The organism is Brevundimonas sp. LPMIX5 (genome assembly GCF_003576505.1).
GTDB lineage: Bacteria > Pseudomonadota > Alphaproteobacteria > Caulobacterales > Caulobacteraceae > Brevundimonas > Brevundimonas naejangsanensis.
The window spans coordinates 15,759-34,643 of the sequence record NZ_QWTZ01000012.1 but is presented as its reverse complement, the minus strand read 5'-3'; the positions used below and the strand labels follow the sequence as shown (position 1 = coordinate 34,643).

The window sequence follows — 18,885 nt, the reverse complement described above, 5'->3', positions numbered from 1 at the left end:
CCGATTGTTTTGCGGGCCGTGACGCGAGGCCCCGCACCCCCTATCTAACCTCCATGAGCACCGTCGCCTCCCCCTCCCCCATCCTCGACGCCGCCGGCGTAGCCCCGGACGAGGCCCTGTCGATCCTGCAGACCGCGCTGTCGGGCGCCGACGACGGGGAGCTGTTCCTCGAAAAGACCGAGAGCGAATCCCTGGTCTTCGACGACGGGCGGCTGAAGGGCGCCTCCTATGACGCCGTGGAAGGCTTCGGCCTGCGCGTCGTGGCGGGCGAGACGGCCGGTTACGCCCACGCCAATGAGATTTCCCCCGCCGCCATCCGCCGCGCTGCCGACAGCGCTGCGCTCGCCAAGCGCGGCTATGACGGAACCGCCGCCGAAGCGCCGCGCGACACCAACCAGCGCCTCTATGATCCGGTCGACCCGCTGCTGGCCCCGGCCTTCTCGGACAAAATCGCCCTGCTGGCCGAGATCGACGCCTGGGCCCGCGCCCGCGATCCGCGGGTGGTGCAGGTCTCGGCCTCTCTGGTCGGCGAGCGCCGCGCCATCGATATCCTGCGCGGCGACGGACGACTGCTCAGCGACCTGCGTCCGCTGGTCCGGTTGAACGTCTCCGTCACCGTCGAGAAGGACGGCAAGCGCGAGAGCGCCTCGTCCGGCGCGGGCGGCCGCGCGGGCTTTGAAGAATGGGTCGCGCCCGAACGCTGGCAGGCCCAGGTGGATGAAGCCCTGCGTCAGGCCCTGGTCAATCTGGAGGCCGTCGACTGCCCGGCGGGCGAGATGGACGTGGTGCTGGGCGCGGGCTGGCCCGGCGTCCTGCTGCACGAAGCCGTGGGGCACGGCTTCGAGGGCGACTTCCACCGCAAGGGTTCGTCGGTCTTTACCGGCATGATGGGCAAGCGGGTCGCCGCGCCGGGCGTGACGGTCGTGGACGACGGCTCAATCGCCGGGCGTCGCGGCTCCCTGTCGTTCGACGACGAAGGCACCCCGACCTCGCGCACCGTGCTGATCGAGGACGGGATCATGGTCGGCCTGATGCACGACCGTCTGTCGGCGCGTCAGCTGGGCGCGAACGCCACCGGCAACGGCCGCCGCCAGTCCTTCGCCCACACGCCCATGCCGCGCATGACCAACACCTTCATGGAAGGCGGCAAGGACAGCCAGGCGGACATGATCGCCAGCACCAAGCGCGGCCTCTACGCCGCCAACTTCGGCGGCGGTCAGGTGGACATCACCAACGGCAAGTTCGTCTTCCAGTGCACCGAGGCCTATCTGATCGAGGACGGCAGGATCACCGCCCCGGTGCGCGGCGCCACCCTGATCGGCGACGGCGCCACGGCCCTGACCCAGATCCATATGATCGGCGACGACTTCGCCTTCGACCCCGGCGTCGGCACCTGCGGCAAGGCCGGTCAGGGCGTCCCCGTCGGCATCGGCCAGCCAAGCCTCAAGATCGGCGGCCTGACAGTCGGCGGCACGGCGGTCTAGGGGGCGCTCCTGTCTAAGGTGCAGCGGGCTTCCATTCGGGACCGTCGACCTCAAAGCCCTGCGCCTCCAGCAGGTCCAGCACCCCGCCTGGCTCGGCCAGACGGCGCAGCGGCGCGACCGCCAGCGTCAGGCCCGGCTGGCTGACCGCCTGGGTGACCGCCTCGGTCCATTCCGTGCGCAGTTGCGACCCGATCTGCGGGTCGCCCCACGGCCAGCACCGATCCACCGCCTGATCCACCGGCGAGGCCAGCACCTCGGCCACCCTCAGCGCGCGCCAGGCCTCGGCGCGCAGACGCAGGGCGTCCGGCCCCAGCTCGGCGGCCGACAGGGCGGCGCGCAGGCATTCGCGGTGCGTCTCAGGCGGGGCGGAAATCAGACCCTCGATCAGATCGGCGCCGCGCACCACGCCGATCGAACGGATCGGCACACGCGCCTTGCGCGCGGCGCGACGCACGGCGTCGTCGGCGCCGACGGATCGGGCGTCCGTCTCGCCCGCCTTGTTCTTGAACAGATCAATGGCCAGCAGCAGCAGGCTGTACCGCCGCCACTGGTCGGTCTTTTCCCCCGTCATCAGGGCCTCGAGCCGCTCCTGATCCTCGGGCGTCAGGTAATCGGCCGTCGTCGTCCCTTCCGGCAGCCAGCCGATAGTACGGATGCGCCACATCAACCGCAGCACGTCGGCAGGCGAAGCTCGGCCCCGTTGAGGGAACAGGATGCGGTCGGCGCGGGCCGCCGCCTCCTCCAGCGCCTGCGGCCGCCATTCGAACCCGCGCGGCGCCTCCTCGATCGCGCCGACCAGAACCATCACCCCTTCGCCGTCGCGCCGGATCGTCCACATCGGCGCGCCCGCCCGCCGCGCAGTGACCACCACCTCGTCCAGACGGGTCGGCGCCTCGTTCTGGTTCTGGGCGGCCAGAACCGAACCCGGCGCGACGGACAGCGCCAGAAAAGTCGACAGGACAATGGGAGCAAGACGAGCTTTCATCCGGTCATTCTAAAGTCTTCAAAAGCCGCCGCACGTGACTATTCCGTAATGATGTCCACGATTTAATCCACCTGTCCCGCTTGTAACTGGAGATCGTAACACGCGCCGTCCACACCTCTGCCGACACCGAGGGAGAGGAAAAATGAACACCAAAAGCGCCCTGCTGGCCACCACCGCCCTGCTGCTGAGCGCCGCCGCGCCGGCCGTCGTCCTGGCCGCCGAGAAGGCCGACGCCCCCGCCCGCCAGACGGCCGTCGCCGGCGATCAGGCCGTGCTGATCTTCACCCCTGACTTCTTCGTCGACGCCCGCCCCAACACGGCGCTGGACATGGTCAACCGGGTGCCCGGTTTCTCGGTCAACGACGGCGACGGAGCGCGCGGCTTTGAGGGCGCGGTCGGCAACGTTCTGATCAACGGCGCGCGCCCGGCTTCCAAGAACGACACCGGCTCCAACGTCCTGGCGCGCACCGTGGCCAGCCAGGTCGAGCGTATCGAACTGATCCGGGGCGGGGCGCCGGGCATCGAGATGCAGGGCTATTCCGTCGTCGCCAACGTCATTCTGAAGAACACGGTCAGCCGCGAGCACATCGCCACCTTCAACGCCAATCTGTTCGAGGGCGGCCAGGACCTGTTCGGCGGCTCCTATCAGTTCACCGAGCGCAAGGGCGACCGCACCTGGGGCGTGACCCTGAGCGACGGCATCTCCATGAGCGACTCCAACGGCGCCGGTCCGCTGCGCCGGGTCGGCCCGAACGGAGAGACCCTGCGCGCCGAGGATTACTACAACGACGGCTACGGCGGCGGGAACTCGATCCGCGGCAACTTCTCCAGTCCTTTCCTGGGCGGCAAGGTCGACCTGACGGCGCGTTATGGGATCAACGACTGGCACAACATCAACCGCCAGACCGCGCCCGGCGTGCTGCGCGAAAGCCTGTATGACGAAGACAGCCACAGCGGCGAGTTCGGCGTCGTCTACACCCGCCCCCTGTCCGAGAAGCTGAAGCTGGAAACCCGCTTCATCCATGAATTCGGCGACTATGACTCGGCCTCGGTCTCACGCGGCCGGGTGGTTGACGTCCAGAGCCCGGAACAACTGTTCAGTTCTGACGGCAAGTCATCCGAAACCATCCTGCGCGGCCTGGTGCGCTATGAGCGGACCCCGTCGATGGATTTCGAGGCGGGCGGCGAAATCGCCTACAACATGATGCAGCGCGACCAGGCCTATTCCATCGACGGCGTCGAGGAGCCCCTGCCCTCCGCCTCGGTCAAGGTCGAGGAGACGCGCGGCGAACTGTTCGGCAAGGCGACCTGGCGCATCAACCCGAAATGGACGCTGGAAAGCGGCCTGCGGCTGGAATCCTCGACGATCAGCCAGTCCGGCGACGCTGATCAGGAAAAGAGCTTCTTCTTCGCCAAGCCGCGCCTGCTGGCCACCTGGACCCCGGCGGCCAACAACCAGCTGCGCCTGCGGCTGGAGCGCACCGTCGGTCAGCTGGACTTCAGCGACTTCGCCGCCTCGGCCGAGTTCGCCGACGGCAATGTCTTCGGCGGCAATGTGAACCTGCACCCCGAATCGCGCTGGGTCGCCGAACTGACCTATGAGAAGCGTTTCTGGGGCGAAGGCGTCGTCAGCATCGGCCTGCGCCATGACGAGATCACCGACGCCATCGACGTCATCCCCTTGGAAGGCGGTTACGCCGCCGTGGGCAATATCGGCGACGGGACGCTGGACCAGCTGGTGCTGAACGTCACCATTCCAACCGACAAACTGGGGGTCTCGGGCGGCAAGTTCGGCTTCCGCAACACCTGGAACCACACCGAAGTCACCGACCCGACCACCGGCGAGATCCGCCCCATCTCCGGCGTCCGCGCCAGTCAGGCGACCATCACCTTCCAGCAGGACATCACGCGGTGGAAGGTGCAGTGGGGCGGCGCCTGGATTCCCCTGCTGGGCCAGAACAACTATCGGCCGGACCAGATCTCGGGCTGGCGCGGTCACGACTACTATGAGCTGTGGGGCGAGTATAAGCCGACGCCGACCCTGTCGATCCGCGCCCAGATCAACATCTGGGACGACTTCAACGTCCAGCTCACCCAGTTCGCTGATCGCGAGACGCGGCCGATCGCCTTTGTCGAGAACCGCTTCATCGACCCGCGCACCTTCTATCAGATCCGCCTGCGCAAGACTTTCTGAGGAACTGAAACCACGCGCCCCGGAGCCAGCCGGGGCCTTTCCCCGGACAACTGAAAAGGGCGGCGCCTCCTGCGAGACGCCGCCCTTTCCTTTGATGGTCAGCCGGTCCGGCGCGCGAACGCAGGACCGGCTTTTTACTCATGGACGCTTAGTGCGGCGCCTTTTCGTGCGACCAGCCCTTGATGAAGAAGCTGAGGACGATGAAGCCGACGCCGATGCCCATGCCCCACACGCCCAGCATGCCGAACACCTCCAGCGAGGTGCGCAGGGCGGCGCCGGGGTCCAGCACCTGGCCGCCGACCGTTTCGGTCCCGGCCAGACCGGCGATCCAGCCGCCGACGTACTGGGCGATGGACGAGGCCAGGAACCACACGGCCATCATGAAGCTGACCACCTTGGCCAGCGACAGCTTGGTGATCTCCGACAGGCCCACCGGCGACAGGAACAGCTCGCCCAGGGTGTGGAACATGTAGAGCAGGCCCAGCAGCAGGATCGGCATCTGGAAGGCCGAGTCGGCCATCCCGGCGCCCCACACCACGATCATGAAGCCCAGGCCGACCTGCAGCAGGCCGAGACCGAACTTCAGCACCGGGTTCGGATCCATGTTGCGCTTGCCCAGGAAGGCCCACAGGGCCGCCATGATCGGCGCGAAGATCAGGATGAAGCCGGCGTTGAACGACTGGGTCTGCGCCGCCGTCACCGTGGCGTCGATCCAGAAGCCGGTGGGCGTGATGCCCGCCGCCGCCAGTTGGGCCGGGGTGCCGATGGTGACGCCCAGGAACTGCACCGCCGTCGGCGTCAGGCTGAGGTCGACGTTACGGTCAGCGAACAGGTTCAGCGAGGTGCCGGCCTGTTCGAACAGGGTGAAGAAGACCACCGAGCCGAAGATCAGCACCACCGCCAGCATCATGCGCTCGCGCTGGATGCGGTTCTCGCAGACCTTGACGATGATGTAGGCGATGAAGGCCAGCGACGCGATGGTCGCGGCGCCCAGCACCCAGCCCACCAGGGCGTTGCGCTGAACCATGAACCACACCACGCCGACGCCCAGAATGCTGAGCAGATAGATCGACCATTCGCGGTTCAACGGGCCCAGGAAGGGCTTCTTGAGCTCGCCCTCGACCGGCGGCTCGCCCTTGCCCTGCAGCAGCGGCTTGCCCAAGACGAAGACGACCCAGCCCAGCGCCATGCCGACGCCGGCCAGGCCGAAGCCCGCCCACCAGCCGACCGTCTGGCCCAGATAGCCGCACAGCACCGCGGCCCAGAAGGCCCCCAGGTTGATGCCGTAGTAGTAGAGGGTGAAGCCCGAATCCCGGCGCGGGTCGCCGTCAGGATACAGTTGCCCCACGATGGTGGAGATGTTCGGCTTCAGATAGCCCACGCCCATGATGATCAGGGCGATCGCCAGATAGAAGACGTTGATGCCCGCCAGGTCGCGGGTCACGTCGATCTTGTAGTCGCCGGTCGGCAGCACGGCCGGAATCGGCGCGTCCTGCGGCAGGTCCCTGATCGCCAGGCCATTCTCGACCGGAGCGAAGGCGTATTTCTGTCCGTTGACCATCAGGCCGACGTCGCGGGCGGCGCCGCGGCCCTCGGCCGAGATTTCATAGGTCGCGCCCTGATAGGTCAGGGTTTCGGTGGCGGGACGACCTTCGAAGGCCATCATGCCGTGACCGGCGACCAGCAGCAGCGCGCCGAAGGCCACGGCCTTGCGCGTGCCGATGAAGCGGTCGGCCATCATCCCGCCCAGCAGCGGCAGCAGGTAGACCAGCGAGGTGTACGAGCCATAGGCCGACCCAGCCTGGGCGTCGTTGAACAGGAAGTGCTGTGTCAGGAAGAAGATCAGGATGCCGCGCATCCCATAGTAGGAGAAGCGTTCCCACATTTCCGCGAAGAACAGGATGATCAGTCCGCGCGGGTGATTTTTCAGGATCTGCATCAGCACGGGCACGCCCGTGACCAGGGTGATGATCAGACCGATGGCGATGACGATGTTCATGCCTGGGCCCCCGCGCAGATCATGATCGACGTCGCTTCATTCACAGTCACCGTCTGGGCCATCGCCAGGGCGTCGCCCCCTCGAGTGCCGGGCCGGCGCGCAAGTCGCGCGCCCCCTCCGTCCGTCGTGCTCAACGGCAAGCTCCATTGTCTGACGCCCCCGACGGGCGTGGAAGCGACCAGAAACAGCACGGTCACGGATTGCAAACAAGCGTTAACGGCCAAATCCAGGCCGCCAAGGGGCGCCTGATCGTCGCAAGGTTCGCGTTATGGGGGTAGTTAGATCATTCTACACATATTTCGCGAATGCTCTCCGAACGCCGAGATGCGGCTGAGGAGACTCGAACAGACATGTCGTTGCGCCCGTTTAACGAGAGCGATCTCGAGGCCGTCAATCGACTGCACCGCAGCGTGTGGTGGCCGGAGCGGTCGGCGGCGGGCTGGCGCTGGTTGATGGCGAATCCTGCCTCGGCCGAGATCGAGGCTCCGCACGGCTGGGTGATCGACCATGGCGCCGGGCCTCAGGCCTTCGTCGGCAACTTCATCCAGCGCTTCTGGCGGAACGATCAACGCCTGCACGCCGCGACGGGCTATTCCATCGTCGTTCCTCCGGCGCAGCGAGGCCGCAGCCGGTCCCTGATCAACGCCTTCGTCGACCAGCCCGCCTGTTTCGCCCGCTACACGCTGAACGCGAACGCCCGCTCCAGCCCTCTGTACAAGCGGCACGGCATGGTTCCCTGGCCGCCGAACACCCACACGCTGAAGCTGTCCTGGCTGATCGACCCGGTCGCCTGCCTGTACGGACGGGGCCTGCGAGAGGTCGTGGACCGCGCCCCGGCCCTGGCCCGCCTGCTGGGCGAACAACTGTCGCCCCTGCCCCGGCTGAGCGGCGAGCGCCGTCTGCGTCAGGCTGAGAGCCGCCTGCCTGGCGGGGTAAGCCTCAGCCCCGACCTCTCGGAACGCTCGGACTACGCCCGTTTCTGGACGGCCCTGCGCGCCGAGGGGCGGCTGACGGCGGACCGCAGTCCGGACATCATGCGCTGGCGGCTGTCAGATCCCGATCTGACAGTGCCGCCGCTGTGTCTGGCCTATCGCGACGGAGGGCGACTGACAGGCTTCGCCGTCGCCATGCTGAACAAGCAGACGCCGCTGGAGCCGCCGGTCCTGGAGATCATCGACCTGGTCGCGCTGGACAATGATTCAACGGCGATCCAGGCGCTGGTCGAGGGCCTGCGTCGCATGGCGCCTGCGCTGGGAGCCGCCAAGGTGCGGCTGCAGGTGGTGTCGCCTGACCTGCTCGCCGCCTTGGGCAGACTGGGCCAAAAAGCCTGGCGCGAGGGCGGCTGGGGCCATTGTCACATCGCCTTCGACGACGAGATGCAGGATGCGGGCTGGCGGCCCACCCCCTATGACGGCGACTATTCCTTCTGCCTGCGCCCCCTGCCCGCGCGGGCCAGCGCCGCCCTGCGGCTGGCGTCGGCGCCCATGCGCGCTCAAACGATGGAAGCGCGGGCATGAATGGAAACGAGGGCCTCTTCAGGCCCTCGTCAGGCGCCGCCGTTTAGGAGCGCGCCTTCAGTTCGTCGCGGATTTCGGCCAGCAGGGCCTCGGTCGGCGTCGGCGCAGCGGGCGCCTCAGGCTCGGCGGGCTGCTCGCGGCGCAGCTTGTTGACCATCTTGACCATCAGGAAGACCACGAAGGCCACGATCACGAACTGGATCAGGGTGTTGATGAAGGCGCCGTACTGAATAGCCACCTTCTCGACCGCCTCGGTCGCCGGGTCTTCCGGCACCAGGACCCACTCCAGCTTGGAGAAGTCCACCCGGCCCAGCAGCAGGCCGATCGGCGGCATCACCACCTGATCCACCAGACTGGTGACGATCTTGCCGAACGAGGCGCCGATGATGACCCCGACCGCCAGGTCGACGACGTTGCCGCGCGCGGCGAATTCCCGAAACTCGGACAGCAGGCTCATTTGATCTTCAGTCTTTCAGATTGTGTCAGGCGTCGCCGGACGCGTTCAGCCGCTCTCGCAGTTCCTTGCCGCTCTTGAAGAAGGGCACGGACTTGGCCGGGACCTCGACCGTTTCGCCGGTGCGGGGATTGCGCCCCGTCCGCGCCGGTCGGCTGCGCACCGAAAAGGCGCCAAAGCCGCGAAGCTCGACACGCCCGCCTTCCGAGAGGGTCTCGGTCATGCGGCCCAGGATCACATTCACGACCCGCTCCACCTCGGCATGAGTGAGGTGCAGGTTCTCCGCCGCCAACTTCTCGATCAGTTCAGACTTGATCATTCAGGCCCCCGCCATGGTTTCACCGTCCGGGACGACACCCTAACCGCCTGTCGCCACAGGAAGAAAGGGCAAAACGCATCGTCGTGAAGGTTTCTTGCATTCCACGGCGACAGGTTTCGCCGCCGAAGGGCCGTGCCGGGAAGAAAAAACGTCGCCGGAAGCCAGAGTGGAGCCCAAAGAAAAAGGGCGGCCGGATCGCTCCGGCCGCCCCGTTTCCCAAAGGGTGAGGAAACTTATTCCTTGCCCGCGTTCTTGAGCGCGGCGCCCAGGATGTCGCCCAGCGAGGCGCCCGAGTCCGACGACCCGAACTGTTCGATGGCTTCCTGTTCGTCCTTCATCTCCAGCGCCTTGATCGAGACGGAGACGCGGCGCGTGGCCTTGTCGACGCCGGTGATCATGGCGTCGACGCGGTCGCCGACGGCGAAGCGCTCGGTGCGCTGCTCGTTGCGGTCGCGCGACAGGTCCGACTTGCGGACGAAGGCCGTGACCGGCGCGTCGTCTTCACCGAACTTCACCTCGATGCCGCCGGTCTCGATCGCCGTCACGGTGACGGTGATCTGCTGGCCGCGCTTGTAGGTGTCGCCTTCCATCGGGTCGCCGCCGAGTTGCTTGACGCCCAGGGAGACGCGCTCCTTGTCGATGTCGACGTCCAGCACCTTGGCCTTGATGACCTCGCCCTTGCGGTAGCGCTGGATGGCTTCTTCGCCCGACACGTTCCAGTCCAGGTCCGACAGGTGGACCATGCCGTCGATGTCGTTGTCCAGGCCGACGAACAGGCCGAACTCGGTGGCGTTCTTGACTTCGCCTTCGACGGTCGAACCGACCGGGTGAGCCTCCAGGAAGGCCTCCCACGGGTTGTTCTGAGCCTGCTTCAGGCCCAGCGAGATACGGCGCTTGGCGCTGTCGACGTCCAGGACGATGACGTCCACTTCCTGCGAGGTGGAGACGATCTTGCCCGGGTGGACGTTCTTCTTGGTCCAGGACATTTCCGACACGTGGACCAGACCCTCAACGCCCGGCTCCAACTCCACGAAGGCGCCGTAGTCGGTGATGTTGGTGACGCGGCCGGTGTATTTGGCGTTGACCGGGTATTTGGCTTCGACGCCGTCCCACGGATCCGACTGCAGCTGCTTCATGCCGAGCGAGATGCGCTGGGTGTCCGGGTTGATCTTGACGATCTGGACCTTGACGGTGTCGCCGACGGCCAGAACCTGCGACGGGTGCGACACGCGCTTCCACGACATGTCGGTGACGTGCAGCAGGCCGTCGATGCCGCCCAGGTCGACGAACGCGCCGTAGTCGGTGATGTTCTTGACGACGCCTTCGCGGACTTCGCCCTCTTGCAGCTGGCCGACCAGCTCCGTGCGCTGTTCAGCGCGGGCTTCTTCCAGGATGGCGCGACGCGAGACGACGATGTTGCCGCGCGGACGGTCCATCTTCAGGATGGCGAAGGGCTGTTCCTTGCCCATCAGCGGGCCGACGTCGCGGACCGGACGGATGTCGACCTGCGAGCCCGGCAGGAAGGCCGAGGCGCCGCCCAGGTCGACGGTGAAGCCGCCCTTGACGCGGCCGACGATGGCGCCGTTGACCGGCTGGCCTTCGGCGAACACGGCTTCCAGACGGGTCCAGGCTTCTTCGCGGCGAGCCTTGTCGCGGCTGATGACGGCCTCGCCCATCGCGTTCTCGACGCGCTCCAGGTAGACCTCGACGTTGTCGCCGACCTTGGGCAGGACGGCGCCGTCGCCCTGGCCAAACTCGCGCATGGCGATGCGGCCTTCGGTCTTCAGACCGACGTCGATGATGACGATGTCTTTTTCAATGCCGACGACGCGGCCGTGAACGACCTGGCCTTCGCCAAGGTCGCGGCCTTGCAGTTGTTCGTCGAGGAGCGCGGCGAAATCGTCGCGAGTGGGGTTGAGGGTTTCAGTCATGGAAACTCTTGAGGTTGATGAAAGGCGAAACGCGCACGACCGAGCGGACCTGCGCGAATGGGGTTTGAAAAGGAGAAGTCAGGTCGTCACGAGGCGAGGCCACACACGCTCTGAAAAGCGCGAAAACGAAAGCCAGAACGCCCGCGGCCGTCGAGGAGATCGGTGCGTTGGATTTGCCCGGCAGGATCAGATCCCGGCCCTGGCTCGCGCCGCCTCGACGATACGGCGGGCCGCATCGAAGGCGGCCTCTATACCCATATCGGTCGTGTCCAGCAAGACGGCGTCGTCCGCCTGAACCATCGGGGCGTCGTCACGGCCCGCGTCGCGCGCGTCGCGACGGCGGATATCCTCCAGCATGTCTTCAAAGACGATGACCTCGCCGCGCGCCGTCAACTGCTTCCAGCGACGCTCGGCCCGCACCTGCGGACTGGCGGCGATATAGAGCTTGGCCGGAGCGTCCGGCGCGATCACCGTGCCGATGTCGCGCCCGTCCAGCACCGCCCCGCCCGCCTGGGCGGCGAAGTCCTGCTGCAGCTTCAACAGGGCTGCGCGCACGCCCGGATGGCTGGCCACGCGGCTGGCCGCCTCGCCCGCCCCGCGATCGGTCAGGCGCGCATTGTCGCTCAGGCTCGCCAGATCCAGCGCCTGCGCCGCCTGCGTCGCCGCCTCGGCGTCGTCCAGATCGCCGCCCGCATCCAGCACAGCCAGCCCCACGGCGCGATACAGCAGGCCCGTGTCCAGATACGGCAGGCCGTAATGGGCGGCCAGACGCGCGGCGATGGTGCCCTTGCCGGATGCGGCGGGGCCGTCGACGGCGATGACGAGGCTCATGCTGCGTCTCCCTGGACAATGGTGCCGCCCAGCCCGTTCATCATCTCGACAAAGCCGGGGAAACTGGTGGCGATCATCTCGGGATCGCGGACCGAGACGGGCTGTTCAGCGGCCAGGCCCAGCACCAGATGGCTCATGGCGATGCGGTGGTCGTGGGCGGTGTCGACGGTCGCGCCGCCCTTCACGGGGCCTCCGGTTACGATGAAGCCCTCCGGCTCCTCCTGCACCTGAACGCCGCAGGCCGACAGGCCCGCCGCCATCAGGGCGATGCGGTCGCTTTCCTTGACGCGCATCTCGCCGATGCCGCGCATGACGGTCTCGCCTTCAGCGAAGGCGGCGGTCACCGCCAGGATCGGGTATTCGTCGATCATGGAGGCGGCGCGGTCTTCAGGAACCACGATCCCCTTCAGCGCCGAGTGGCGGGCGGTGATGTCGCCGACCTCTTCGCCCCCGGCCATGCGGCGATTGGCGATGGTCAGGTCCGCGCCCATGTCGATCCAGGTCTGGAACAGGCCGGTGCGTAAGGGATTCAGCATCACCGCCTCGACCGTCACCTCCGACCCCGGCGTGATCAGGGCCGCCGCCAGGGGGAAGGCCGCCGAGGACGGGTCGCCCGGCACGGCGACATGGGTTCCCTTGAGTTGCTGCCCGCCCGGCAGGCGGATGCGCCAGCCCTCGCCCTCTTCGATCACCTCGACCTCGGCGCCGAAGGCGCGCAGCATCCGTTCGGTATGGTCGCGGCTCTTCTCCGGCTCGACCACGACCGTCTCGCCGTCCGCATTCAACCCGGCCAGAAGAATGGCCGACTTCACCTGCGCCGAGGCGACGCTCTGAACGAAGGTCACGCCCTTCAGCCCGCCGCCGTGCAGGGTCAGCGGCAACCGGTCCTCGGCCGCGTTCCACTCGAAGCGCGCGCCCATGTCAGCCAGCGGCCCGGTGACGCGCTTCATCGGCCGTTTGCGCAGCGAAGAGTCGCCGTCGAACGTCGCCGTCAACTCATAGCCCGCGACCGCCCCCATCAGCAGGCGCACGCCCGTCCCGGCGTTGCCGCAGTCGATGACGCCTTCAAGCGAGCGCAGCGGGCCGCGCCCCTCGACCCGCCAGCGCCCCTCGCCGACCCGTTCGACCGAGGCGCCGAAAGCCTGCATGGCGCGGCCGGTGGCCAGGATGTCGTCGCCCTCCAGCAGCCCCTCGATTTCGGTCACGCCCTCGGCCATGCCGCCGAAGATCAGGGCGCGGTGCGACATCGACTTGTCGCCGGGCGCGCGCACCACGCCTTTGAGGCCTGAATTGACGCCGGAAACGGGGGACGCGGTGAAGGTCTGGGGAGTGCTCACCCTGATGCAGGCTCCGGTTGTCAGGAGGGCCGCGAAACGCGCGGAAAAGAAGGCTTTTGACAGCGGCCCCCGCCAGTGGCAAGGGAGCCGCCCTATTTCCGATTTTCCCCTTAAACCCGCCGAAGGTCTAATCACGTGGCCAATCCCGAACTGGGCCAAAAGCAGGTCTGCCCGAACTGCCAGGCCAAATTCTACGATCTGAACCGTCGCCCGGCTCGTTGCCCCAAGTGCGACACCGAGTTCGACCCGATGGAAGAAGCCGTCCGCAGCCGTCGCGCGCGTCGCGGCGCCGGCTTCGCGGCTGACGACGAGGAGGCCGAAGATCAGGTCGCCGACAAGTCCGCTGACGCCGACGAAGAAGAAGAGGACGCCGAAGGCTCCACCCCCGAGATCGACCAGGAAGGCCATGAGCCGATCCTGACGCCGGACGACGACGACGGCGAGCCGGGCGGCGACGACGCCGGCATGGGTTCGGCCGACGGCGACGATGACGACGACGTCCTGGATGATGACGACGACGATTCCGTGCCCTTCATCGAGGACGAAGACGACGACGATCTCGACGAAGAGCTGACCAAGCCGTCGCGCGACGACGACTAAAGGGTCAAGGTTCGGAAAAATAAGCGGAAAAAAATGTGTCAGACCCGCTTGATCTTCAAAACGGCCTGACCTAGTTTCCGCGCCTCGCTGGGAGGGAGCTTCTCTCCCGGCGGGACCGACCGAAAGGTTCGGGGCTTTAGCTCAGTTGGTAGAGCGCTTGCATGGCATGCAAGAGGTCAGCGGTTCGACTCCGCTAAGCTCCACCACCGAAGGCCTCGCGGAACGCCCGCGGGGCCTTCGTCCTTTCCAGACTTTCCGTCTGGGGCGGTCGATTACATAACCCAGCCGATCCGGCACGGGGCTTTAGCTCAGTTGGTAGAGCGCTTGCATGGCATGCAAGAGGTCAGCGGTTCGACTCCGCTAAGCTCCACCATCGAAGGCCTCGCGGAGCCCCCGCGAGGCCTTCGTCCTATCTGGCCCGATTTTTTTCCGACATTCAGGCGGGCATCGCCCGCTCCAGCACCGCCCGCTGATCCACCTGCGCCTCATAGGCGCCATAGGCCATGCCGCGCGGGCGCAGGCGAAGCGCGATGAAAGCCTCGGCCGAGGGACTGTCCATCTCCAGCAAAGCCGCCGCCTGGGCCGCCAGCGCCAGCCGCTCGACCGCCAGCCGCGCCCCCGCCTCGGTCGTCGTCAGATCCAGCCCGGCGATGAAGCGGTCGTAGTCGGCGGACTCCCCCGCCTGCGACGCCAGCCAGCCACGCAGGGCCTCGACCGCCTCCGGCTCCCGCCCCGCCGCGCGCAGCACGTCCAGGGCGATGACATTGCCCGAGCCTTCCCAGATGGCGTTCAACGGCGACTGGCGGAACAGACGCGGCATCGGCCCGGTCTCGACGTATCCGACGCCGCCCAGCGCCTCCATCGCCTCATAGATCATGTTCGGCGCGCGCTTGCAGACCTGGTACTTGGCCACCGGCGTCAGCAGGCGCCCCACGGCGTCGTCCGTATCGAAGGTGGCCGCCAGCCGCATCGACAGGGCCGTCGCCGCCTCGCTCTCGACCGCCAGATCGGTCAGGACGGCGGCCATCATCGGCTGGTCGATCAGCCGCTTCTGGAAGGCGGTGCGGTGGGCGGCGTGCCACACCGCCTGCGCCAGAGCCCCGCGCATCTGGAGGGCCGAGCCGACCACGCAGTCCAGTCGCGTGTGCTGGACCATGCGGATGATGGTGGCGACGCCCCGCCCCTCCTCGCCCAGCCGCTGGGCCAGGGCGCCGTGATACTCGACCTCGGAGGAGGCGTTGGAGCGGTCGCCCATCTTGTCCTTCAGCCGCATGACGCGGAAGCCCGCATTGCGCGTCCCGTCCGGCAGCCAGCGCGGCAGGACGAAGCAGGTCAGCCCGCCCGGCGCATAGGCCAGCGTCAGAAAGGCGTCGCACATCGGCGCCGAGCAAAACCACTTGTGCCCGGTCAGGGAATACCAGCCGTCCTCGCCCACTGGCTCCGCGCGGGTGGTGTTGGCGCGCACGTCAGAGCCGCCCTGCTTCTCGGTCATGGCCATGCCGAGGGTCACGCCCGCCTTCTCGACCGCCGGGCGCACCGCCGGGTCATAGCGGCCGGACAGCACGCCTTTGATCCACGGCTCGCCCACGGCCGGATCGGCCTGAAGCGCCGCGACCGAGGCGTAGGTCATGGTCATGGGGCAACTGGTCCCCGAATCCGCCTGCCCGGTCAGGAACAGGATGGCCGCGTGCAGCAGATGCCCGTTCGGAGTCCCGTCCCAGGCGCTGGCGGCCAACCCCGACCCCAGCCCCAGATCCATCAGTTGATGATAGGCCGGGTGGAACGTCACCTCGTCGATCCGGCGGCCATAGCGGTCGTGGGTGTCCAGCACCGGCGGGACGCGATTGGCCTGCAGGCCCCAGTCGATCACCTCGGCCGAGCCGCAGCGGCGGCCCAGATCGGTGAGTCGCTCGACATGCCCCGCCCCGCCCCAATGGCGCACGGCGTCGTGCAGAGCCCTGTCGCCAGTGAACAGGTCGACGTCCTCCAGCGGCGGAACCTGATTGGACACCTCATGGGTGTCGAGTCGCTCGATGGGACGAAAGGCGGACATGGCGAGCCTCCTGACTTGGGCGAGGAGGATGGCACGGTCGGGCGACAGCGGCGACCCTCTCCCGATGGGAGAGGGCTTGAGCCTCCAAGAGCCGGAGGCGATTGGCTAAGGCAAAAGGGTGAGGGTTCGCGATCGAAGTCGGCCGAAGGCCGTTGTGCGACGGCTTACGCCGACGGTCAGGATAAACCCCTCACCCTTTGGCTGCTACGCGCCGCCCTTCGGGTCGCGCCAGAACGATCGCTGCGCTCTCGTGCGCTCAAGCCCTCTCCCACCGGGAGAGGGTTGGCTAAGGTCGCCCCCACGTGCGCCACGCCCCGGGCGCGGGCGATCTCCACCTGCTTGTGCCGCTCGGCGTAGCCTTCGCGCTGGGTCGCGTCGCGGCTGTCCCAGCAGCGGTCGCAGGACACGCCCTCGACATAGCGCGTCGAGAGCCGCCCCTCGGGCCTGACCGGCATGCGGCAGGCGCGGCACAGGCTGTGTTCGCCCTCGACCAGACCATGGCCCACGGCCACCCGCTCGTCGAAGACGAAGCATTCGCCGCGCCACAGGCTTTCCGGCTCCGGCACCGTCTCCAGATATTTCAGGATGCCGCCCTCCAGATGGTGCACGTCGCGCACCCCTTCAGCCTTCAGGAAGGCGGTGGCCTTTTCGCAGCGGATGCCGCCGGTGCAGTACATGGCCACCTTCGGCGGCGTCGGGCGGTCCAGCAGGGCGCGGCCCTCGGTGCGGAACCAGTCGGCGAACTCGCGGAAGGTGCGGGTGTTGGGCTGGACCGCGCCCTCGAAGGCGCCGATCTCGCCTTCGTAGTCGTTGCGGGTGTCGATGACGACGGTGTCGGGATCGGCGATCAGGGCGTTCCAGTCCTGGGCCGAGACATAGGTCCCCACGCCCTCGACCGGGTCGATGTCGGGCTGGCCCATGGTGACGATCTCGGCCTTCACCCGCACCTTCATGCGGTGGAAGGGCATGGCCGAGGCGATCGAATACTTCAGCTCCAGCCGGTCGAAGCCCGGCAGGGCCCGCACCCCGTCGATGACGCGAGCGATGTCGGCCTGCGGCCCCGCAATGGTGCCGTTAATCCCTTCATGCGCCACCAGAAGCGTGCCGCGCACGGCATCCCCGCACAGATCGAGCAGATGCAGGCGCAACGCCGCGGGATCGGCCACGGCTGAGAAACGATACAGGGCCGCCACGGTGAAGGGGGCCGAAGGCGACGGGGAGGGAACGGCTGGGACGGTCACGGCCTTCCTATAGCGTCCCGTCGCCGCCCTCGCGACGCCAATAATCCGGAACCCAGAGTGACCGTTTCCCGGCTTGCTTCCCCCGCCGAAGCCGTGTGCATTGATCGCATGGTCGTCGTCGGTTCCCGCCTGTCCCATGTGGTTCATCCGCGTATCGCCCATGCGAGGAGCCGCCCCGCATGAGTTCAACCGCCGACGCTCCGACTTCCGCCGCCCCCTCTGGCCCTGCGCCCGTCCCGCCCGGGCGCCCCTCGGCGCTGGCGCCGCTGCGGCACCCGATTTTCCGGGCGGTGTGGATCACCAGCCTGGTCACCAATTTCGGCGGGCTGATCCAGTCGGTCGGCGCCGCATGGATGATGACCTCCATCGCCTCGGCCCAGATGGTCGCCCTGGTGCAGGCCTCGGTCACCCTGCCGATCATGCTGCTGTCGCTGGCGGCCGGGGCGCTGGCCGACACGGTGGACCGGCGCCGGATCATGCTGGCGGCGCAGACCTTCATGCTTCTGGTCTCAGCGGGGCTGGCGGCGATGACCTGGATGGGCTGGATCACGCCCTGGGTGCTGCTGACCTTCACCTTCCTGATCGGCTGCGGCGTCGCCTTCAACGGCCCGGCGTGGCAGGCGTCGGTCGGCGACATGGTCCCGCGTGAGGACCTGGCCGGGGCCGTAACCATCAACTCCATGGGCTTCAACATGGCGCGCAGCGTCGGCCCGGCGCTGGGCGGCCTGATCGTGGCGGCGGCGGGGGCGGCGGCCGCCTTCGCCGTCAACGCCGTCAGCTATCTGGGCCTGCTGTTCGTGCTGTTCCGCTGGAAGCCCGAACGGCCCAAGCAGACCCTGCCGCGCGAGGGCCTGCTGGCGGCGATGGCGGGGGGCGTGCGCTACGCCTTCCTGTCGCCGCGCGTGACGGCGGTGCTGCTGCGCGCCGTGGTGTTCGGCGTCGGCGCCAGCGCGGTTCAGGCTCTGATGCCCGTGGTCGCGCGCGAAAGCGGCGGCGGCCCGCTGGTCTTCGGCCTGTTGCTGGGTTCGTTCGGCGTGGGCGCGGTGGGCGGCGCCCTGTTCGTCGGCCGGCTGCGAGCGAAATATGAGACGGAAACCATCGTCCGCGTCGCCGCCCTGGCCTTCGCGGCCGCGGCCCTGGGCCTGGCCTATGCGCCCTGGCTGGCCGTCACCCTGCCGGCGTTGATGATCGCCGGGGCGGGCTGGGTGCTGGTGCTGTCCAGTTTCAACGTCACGGTGCAGATGTCGGTGCCGCGCTGGGTCGTGGCGCGGGCGCTGGCGCTCTATCAGATGGCGGCCTTCGGCGGCATGGCGGGCGGCAGCTGGTTATGGGGCGCCCTGGCCCAAACCTATGGGGTCGAAACGGCCCTGTCGGTCTCCGCGGGCGTGCTGGCCCTGTGCATCCTGATCGGATTCAGGGTGCCCCTGCCCTCGACCGCCAATCTGAACATGGACCTGTTGCGCCGCTGGACCGAGCCGCAGACCACCCTGGCCATCGAGCCGCGCAGCGGACCGGTCATCGTCTCCATCGCCTATCGCATCCGCGAAGAGGACATCGACGCCTTCCTGGCCCTGATGGACGAACGACGCCGCATCCGCCGCCGCGACGGCGCGCGCCAATGGCGCCTGATGCGCGACCTGGCCGAACCCCAGGTCTGGGTCGAGAAGTATCAGACGCCGACCTGGCTGGACTATATCCGTCACAACCAACGCATCACTCACGCCGACGCCTCGATCAACGAGGGCATCCGCGCCCTGCATCAGGGACCTGACAAGCCGGTCGTGCACCGCATGATCGAGCGCACCACCGCCCCCCTGGCCGCCAATCTGCACGGCGACCGACACTATGGAGAACCGCTGACCGACCCGACCCGATCCTCTTGAGGCCAGACCCGCCGCGCCTGCCCGATATGTTGAGCAAATAATCAGCCGCGATCGGCC

At 67.7% G+C, this 18,885-nt stretch carries 13 protein-coding genes, 2 tRNA genes and 1 pseudogene; 7 read left to right on the top strand and 9 right to left on the bottom strand.

What is annotated here, in order from left to right; translation table 11 throughout:
• The first annotated feature begins 53 nt into the window (after positions 1–53).
• The gene (gene tldD, locus D1604_RS11535; protein WP_119413397.1) at positions 54–1,484 is read left to right on the top strand and encodes a metalloprotease TldD; all 1,431 of its coding nucleotides are present in this window, start codon (positions 54–56) and stop codon (positions 1,482–1,484) included.
• Positions 1,485–1,497: 13 nt separating this feature from the next.
• Here tldD and D1604_RS11530 read toward each other — a convergent pair whose 3' ends face one another.
• On the bottom strand, positions 1,498–2,469 hold the full coding sequence (locus D1604_RS11530; RefSeq protein WP_119413396.1) for a TraB/GumN family protein: 972 nt from the start codon (positions 2,467–2,469) through the stop codon (positions 1,498–1,500).
• Between the two features lie 142 nt (positions 2,470–2,611).
• On the opposite strand from D1604_RS11530, the gene D1604_RS11525 reads away from it, so the two are divergent.
• On the top strand, positions 2,612–4,663 hold the full coding sequence (locus D1604_RS11525) for a TonB-dependent receptor plug domain-containing protein (RefSeq protein WP_119413395.1): 2,052 nt from the start codon (positions 2,612–2,614) through the stop codon (positions 4,661–4,663).
• A 148-nt stretch (positions 4,664–4,811) separates the two neighbouring features.
• Here D1604_RS11525 and D1604_RS11520 read toward each other — a convergent pair whose 3' ends face one another.
• On the bottom strand, positions 4,812–6,662 hold the full coding sequence (locus tag D1604_RS11520) for a peptide MFS transporter (RefSeq protein WP_024354599.1): 1,851 nt from the start codon (positions 6,660–6,662) through the stop codon (positions 4,812–4,814).
• A gap of 350 nt (positions 6,663–7,012) precedes the next feature.
• Between D1604_RS11520 and D1604_RS11515 the strand changes: the two genes are divergently transcribed.
• Positions 7,013–8,179 (top strand): hypothetical protein, encoded by a 1,167-nt coding sequence (locus D1604_RS11515; protein WP_024354598.1) that lies wholly within the window; start codon positions 7,013–7,015, stop codon positions 8,177–8,179.
• 43 nt (positions 8,180–8,222) lie between these two features.
• Here the strand turns inward: D1604_RS11515 and mscL are convergent, their stop codons facing one another.
• From mscL to aroA, 5 genes are all read right to left on the bottom strand, one after another.
• Positions 8,223–8,636, bottom strand: a complete 414-nt coding sequence (mscL, locus tag D1604_RS11510; protein ID WP_024354597.1) for a large-conductance mechanosensitive channel protein MscL — start codon at positions 8,634–8,636, stop codon at positions 8,223–8,225.
• 25 nt (positions 8,637–8,661) lie between these two features.
• Entirely contained in the window at positions 8,662–8,952 is a 291-nt protein-coding gene (locus D1604_RS11505; protein WP_003169157.1) for an integration host factor subunit beta, read from the bottom strand.
• A 233-nt stretch (positions 8,953–9,185) separates the two neighbouring features.
• The gene (rpsA, locus tag D1604_RS11500; protein ID WP_024354596.1) at positions 9,186–10,883 is read right to left on the bottom strand and encodes a 30S ribosomal protein S1; all 1,698 of its coding nucleotides are present in this window, start codon (positions 10,881–10,883) and stop codon (positions 9,186–9,188) included.
• Between the two features lie 186 nt (positions 10,884–11,069).
• Positions 11,070–11,714, bottom strand: coding sequence for a (d)CMP kinase (gene cmk, locus D1604_RS11495; protein ID WP_119413394.1), 645 nt, complete (start codon positions 11,712–11,714; stop codon positions 11,070–11,072).
• Positions 11,711–13,051, bottom strand: coding sequence for a 3-phosphoshikimate 1-carboxyvinyltransferase (aroA, locus tag D1604_RS11490; RefSeq protein ID WP_255413961.1), 1,341 nt, complete (start codon positions 13,049–13,051; stop codon positions 11,711–11,713). The genes cmk and aroA overlap by 4 nt, the downstream gene beginning before the upstream one ends.
• Positions 13,052–13,186: 135 nt before the next feature.
• On the opposite strand from aroA, the gene D1604_RS11485 reads away from it, so the two are divergent.
• From D1604_RS11485 to D1604_RS11475, 3 genes are all read left to right on the top strand, one after another.
• Positions 13,187–13,651 (top strand): TIGR02300 family protein, encoded by a 465-nt coding sequence (locus D1604_RS11485; RefSeq protein ID WP_119413392.1) that lies wholly within the window; start codon positions 13,187–13,189, stop codon positions 13,649–13,651.
• Positions 13,652–13,781: 130 nt separating this feature from the next.
• Positions 13,782–13,857 (top strand) — tRNA-Ala (locus tag D1604_RS11480).
• Positions 13,858–13,948: 91 nt separating this feature from the next.
• Positions 13,949–14,024: transfer RNA gene (locus D1604_RS11475), tRNA-Ala, on the top strand.
• 63 nt (positions 14,025–14,087) lie between these two features.
• Here D1604_RS11475 and D1604_RS11470 read toward each other — a convergent pair.
• Positions 14,088–15,704, bottom strand: a complete 1,617-nt coding sequence (locus tag D1604_RS11470; RefSeq protein WP_119413391.1) for an acyl-CoA dehydrogenase family protein — start codon at positions 15,702–15,704, stop codon at positions 14,088–14,090.
• A 287-nt stretch (positions 15,705–15,991) separates the two neighbouring features.
• Positions 15,992–16,945 (bottom strand): annotated as a pseudogene (gene trhO / locus D1604_RS11465) (oxygen-dependent tRNA uridine(34) hydroxylase TrhO); the annotation flags it as partial.
• A 179-nt stretch (positions 16,946–17,124) separates the two neighbouring features.
• On the opposite strand from trhO, the gene D1604_RS11460 reads away from it, so the two are divergent.
• Positions 17,125–18,828, top strand: coding sequence for an MFS transporter (locus tag D1604_RS11460; protein ID WP_199683766.1), 1,704 nt, complete (start codon positions 17,125–17,127; stop codon positions 18,826–18,828).
• Positions 18,829–18,885 lie beyond the last annotated feature (57 nt).

What these genes read in the sequence shown, in the direction of transcription:
- tldD (WP_119413397.1), top strand. Translation starts at nt 54, where the DNA reads ATGAGCACCGTCGCCTCCCCCTCCCCCATCCTCGACGCCGCCGGCGTA.
- D1604_RS11530 (WP_119413396.1), bottom strand. Translation starts at nt 2,469, where the DNA reads ATGAAAGCTCGTCTTGCTCCCATTGTCCTGTCGACTTTTCTGGCGCTG.
- D1604_RS11525 (WP_119413395.1), top strand. Translation starts at nt 2,612, where the DNA reads ATGAACACCAAAAGCGCCCTGCTGGCCACCACCGCCCTGCTGCTGAGC.
- D1604_RS11520 (WP_024354599.1), bottom strand. Translation starts at nt 6,662, where the DNA reads ATGAACATCGTCATCGCCATCGGTCTGATCATCACCCTGGTCACGGGC.
- D1604_RS11515 (WP_024354598.1), top strand. Translation starts at nt 7,013, where the DNA reads ATGTCGTTGCGCCCGTTTAACGAGAGCGATCTCGAGGCCGTCAATCGA.
- mscL (WP_024354597.1), bottom strand. Translation starts at nt 8,636, where the DNA reads ATGAGCCTGCTGTCCGAGTTTCGGGAATTCGCCGCGCGCGGCAACGTC.
- D1604_RS11505 (WP_003169157.1), bottom strand. Translation starts at nt 8,952, where the DNA reads ATGATCAAGTCTGAACTGATCGAGAAGTTGGCGGCGGAGAACCTGCAC.
- rpsA (WP_024354596.1), bottom strand. Translation starts at nt 10,883, where the DNA reads ATGACTGAAACCCTCAACCCCACTCGCGACGATTTCGCCGCGCTCCTC.
- cmk (WP_119413394.1), bottom strand. Translation starts at nt 11,714, where the DNA reads ATGAGCCTCGTCATCGCCGTCGACGGCCCCGCCGCATCCGGCAAGGGC.
- D1604_RS11470 (WP_119413391.1), bottom strand. Translation starts at nt 15,704, where the DNA reads ATGTCCGCCTTTCGTCCCATCGAGCGACTCGACACCCATGAGGTGTCC.
- D1604_RS11460 (WP_199683766.1), top strand. Translation starts at nt 17,125, where the DNA reads ATGAGTTCAACCGCCGACGCTCCGACTTCCGCCGCCCCCTCTGGCCCT.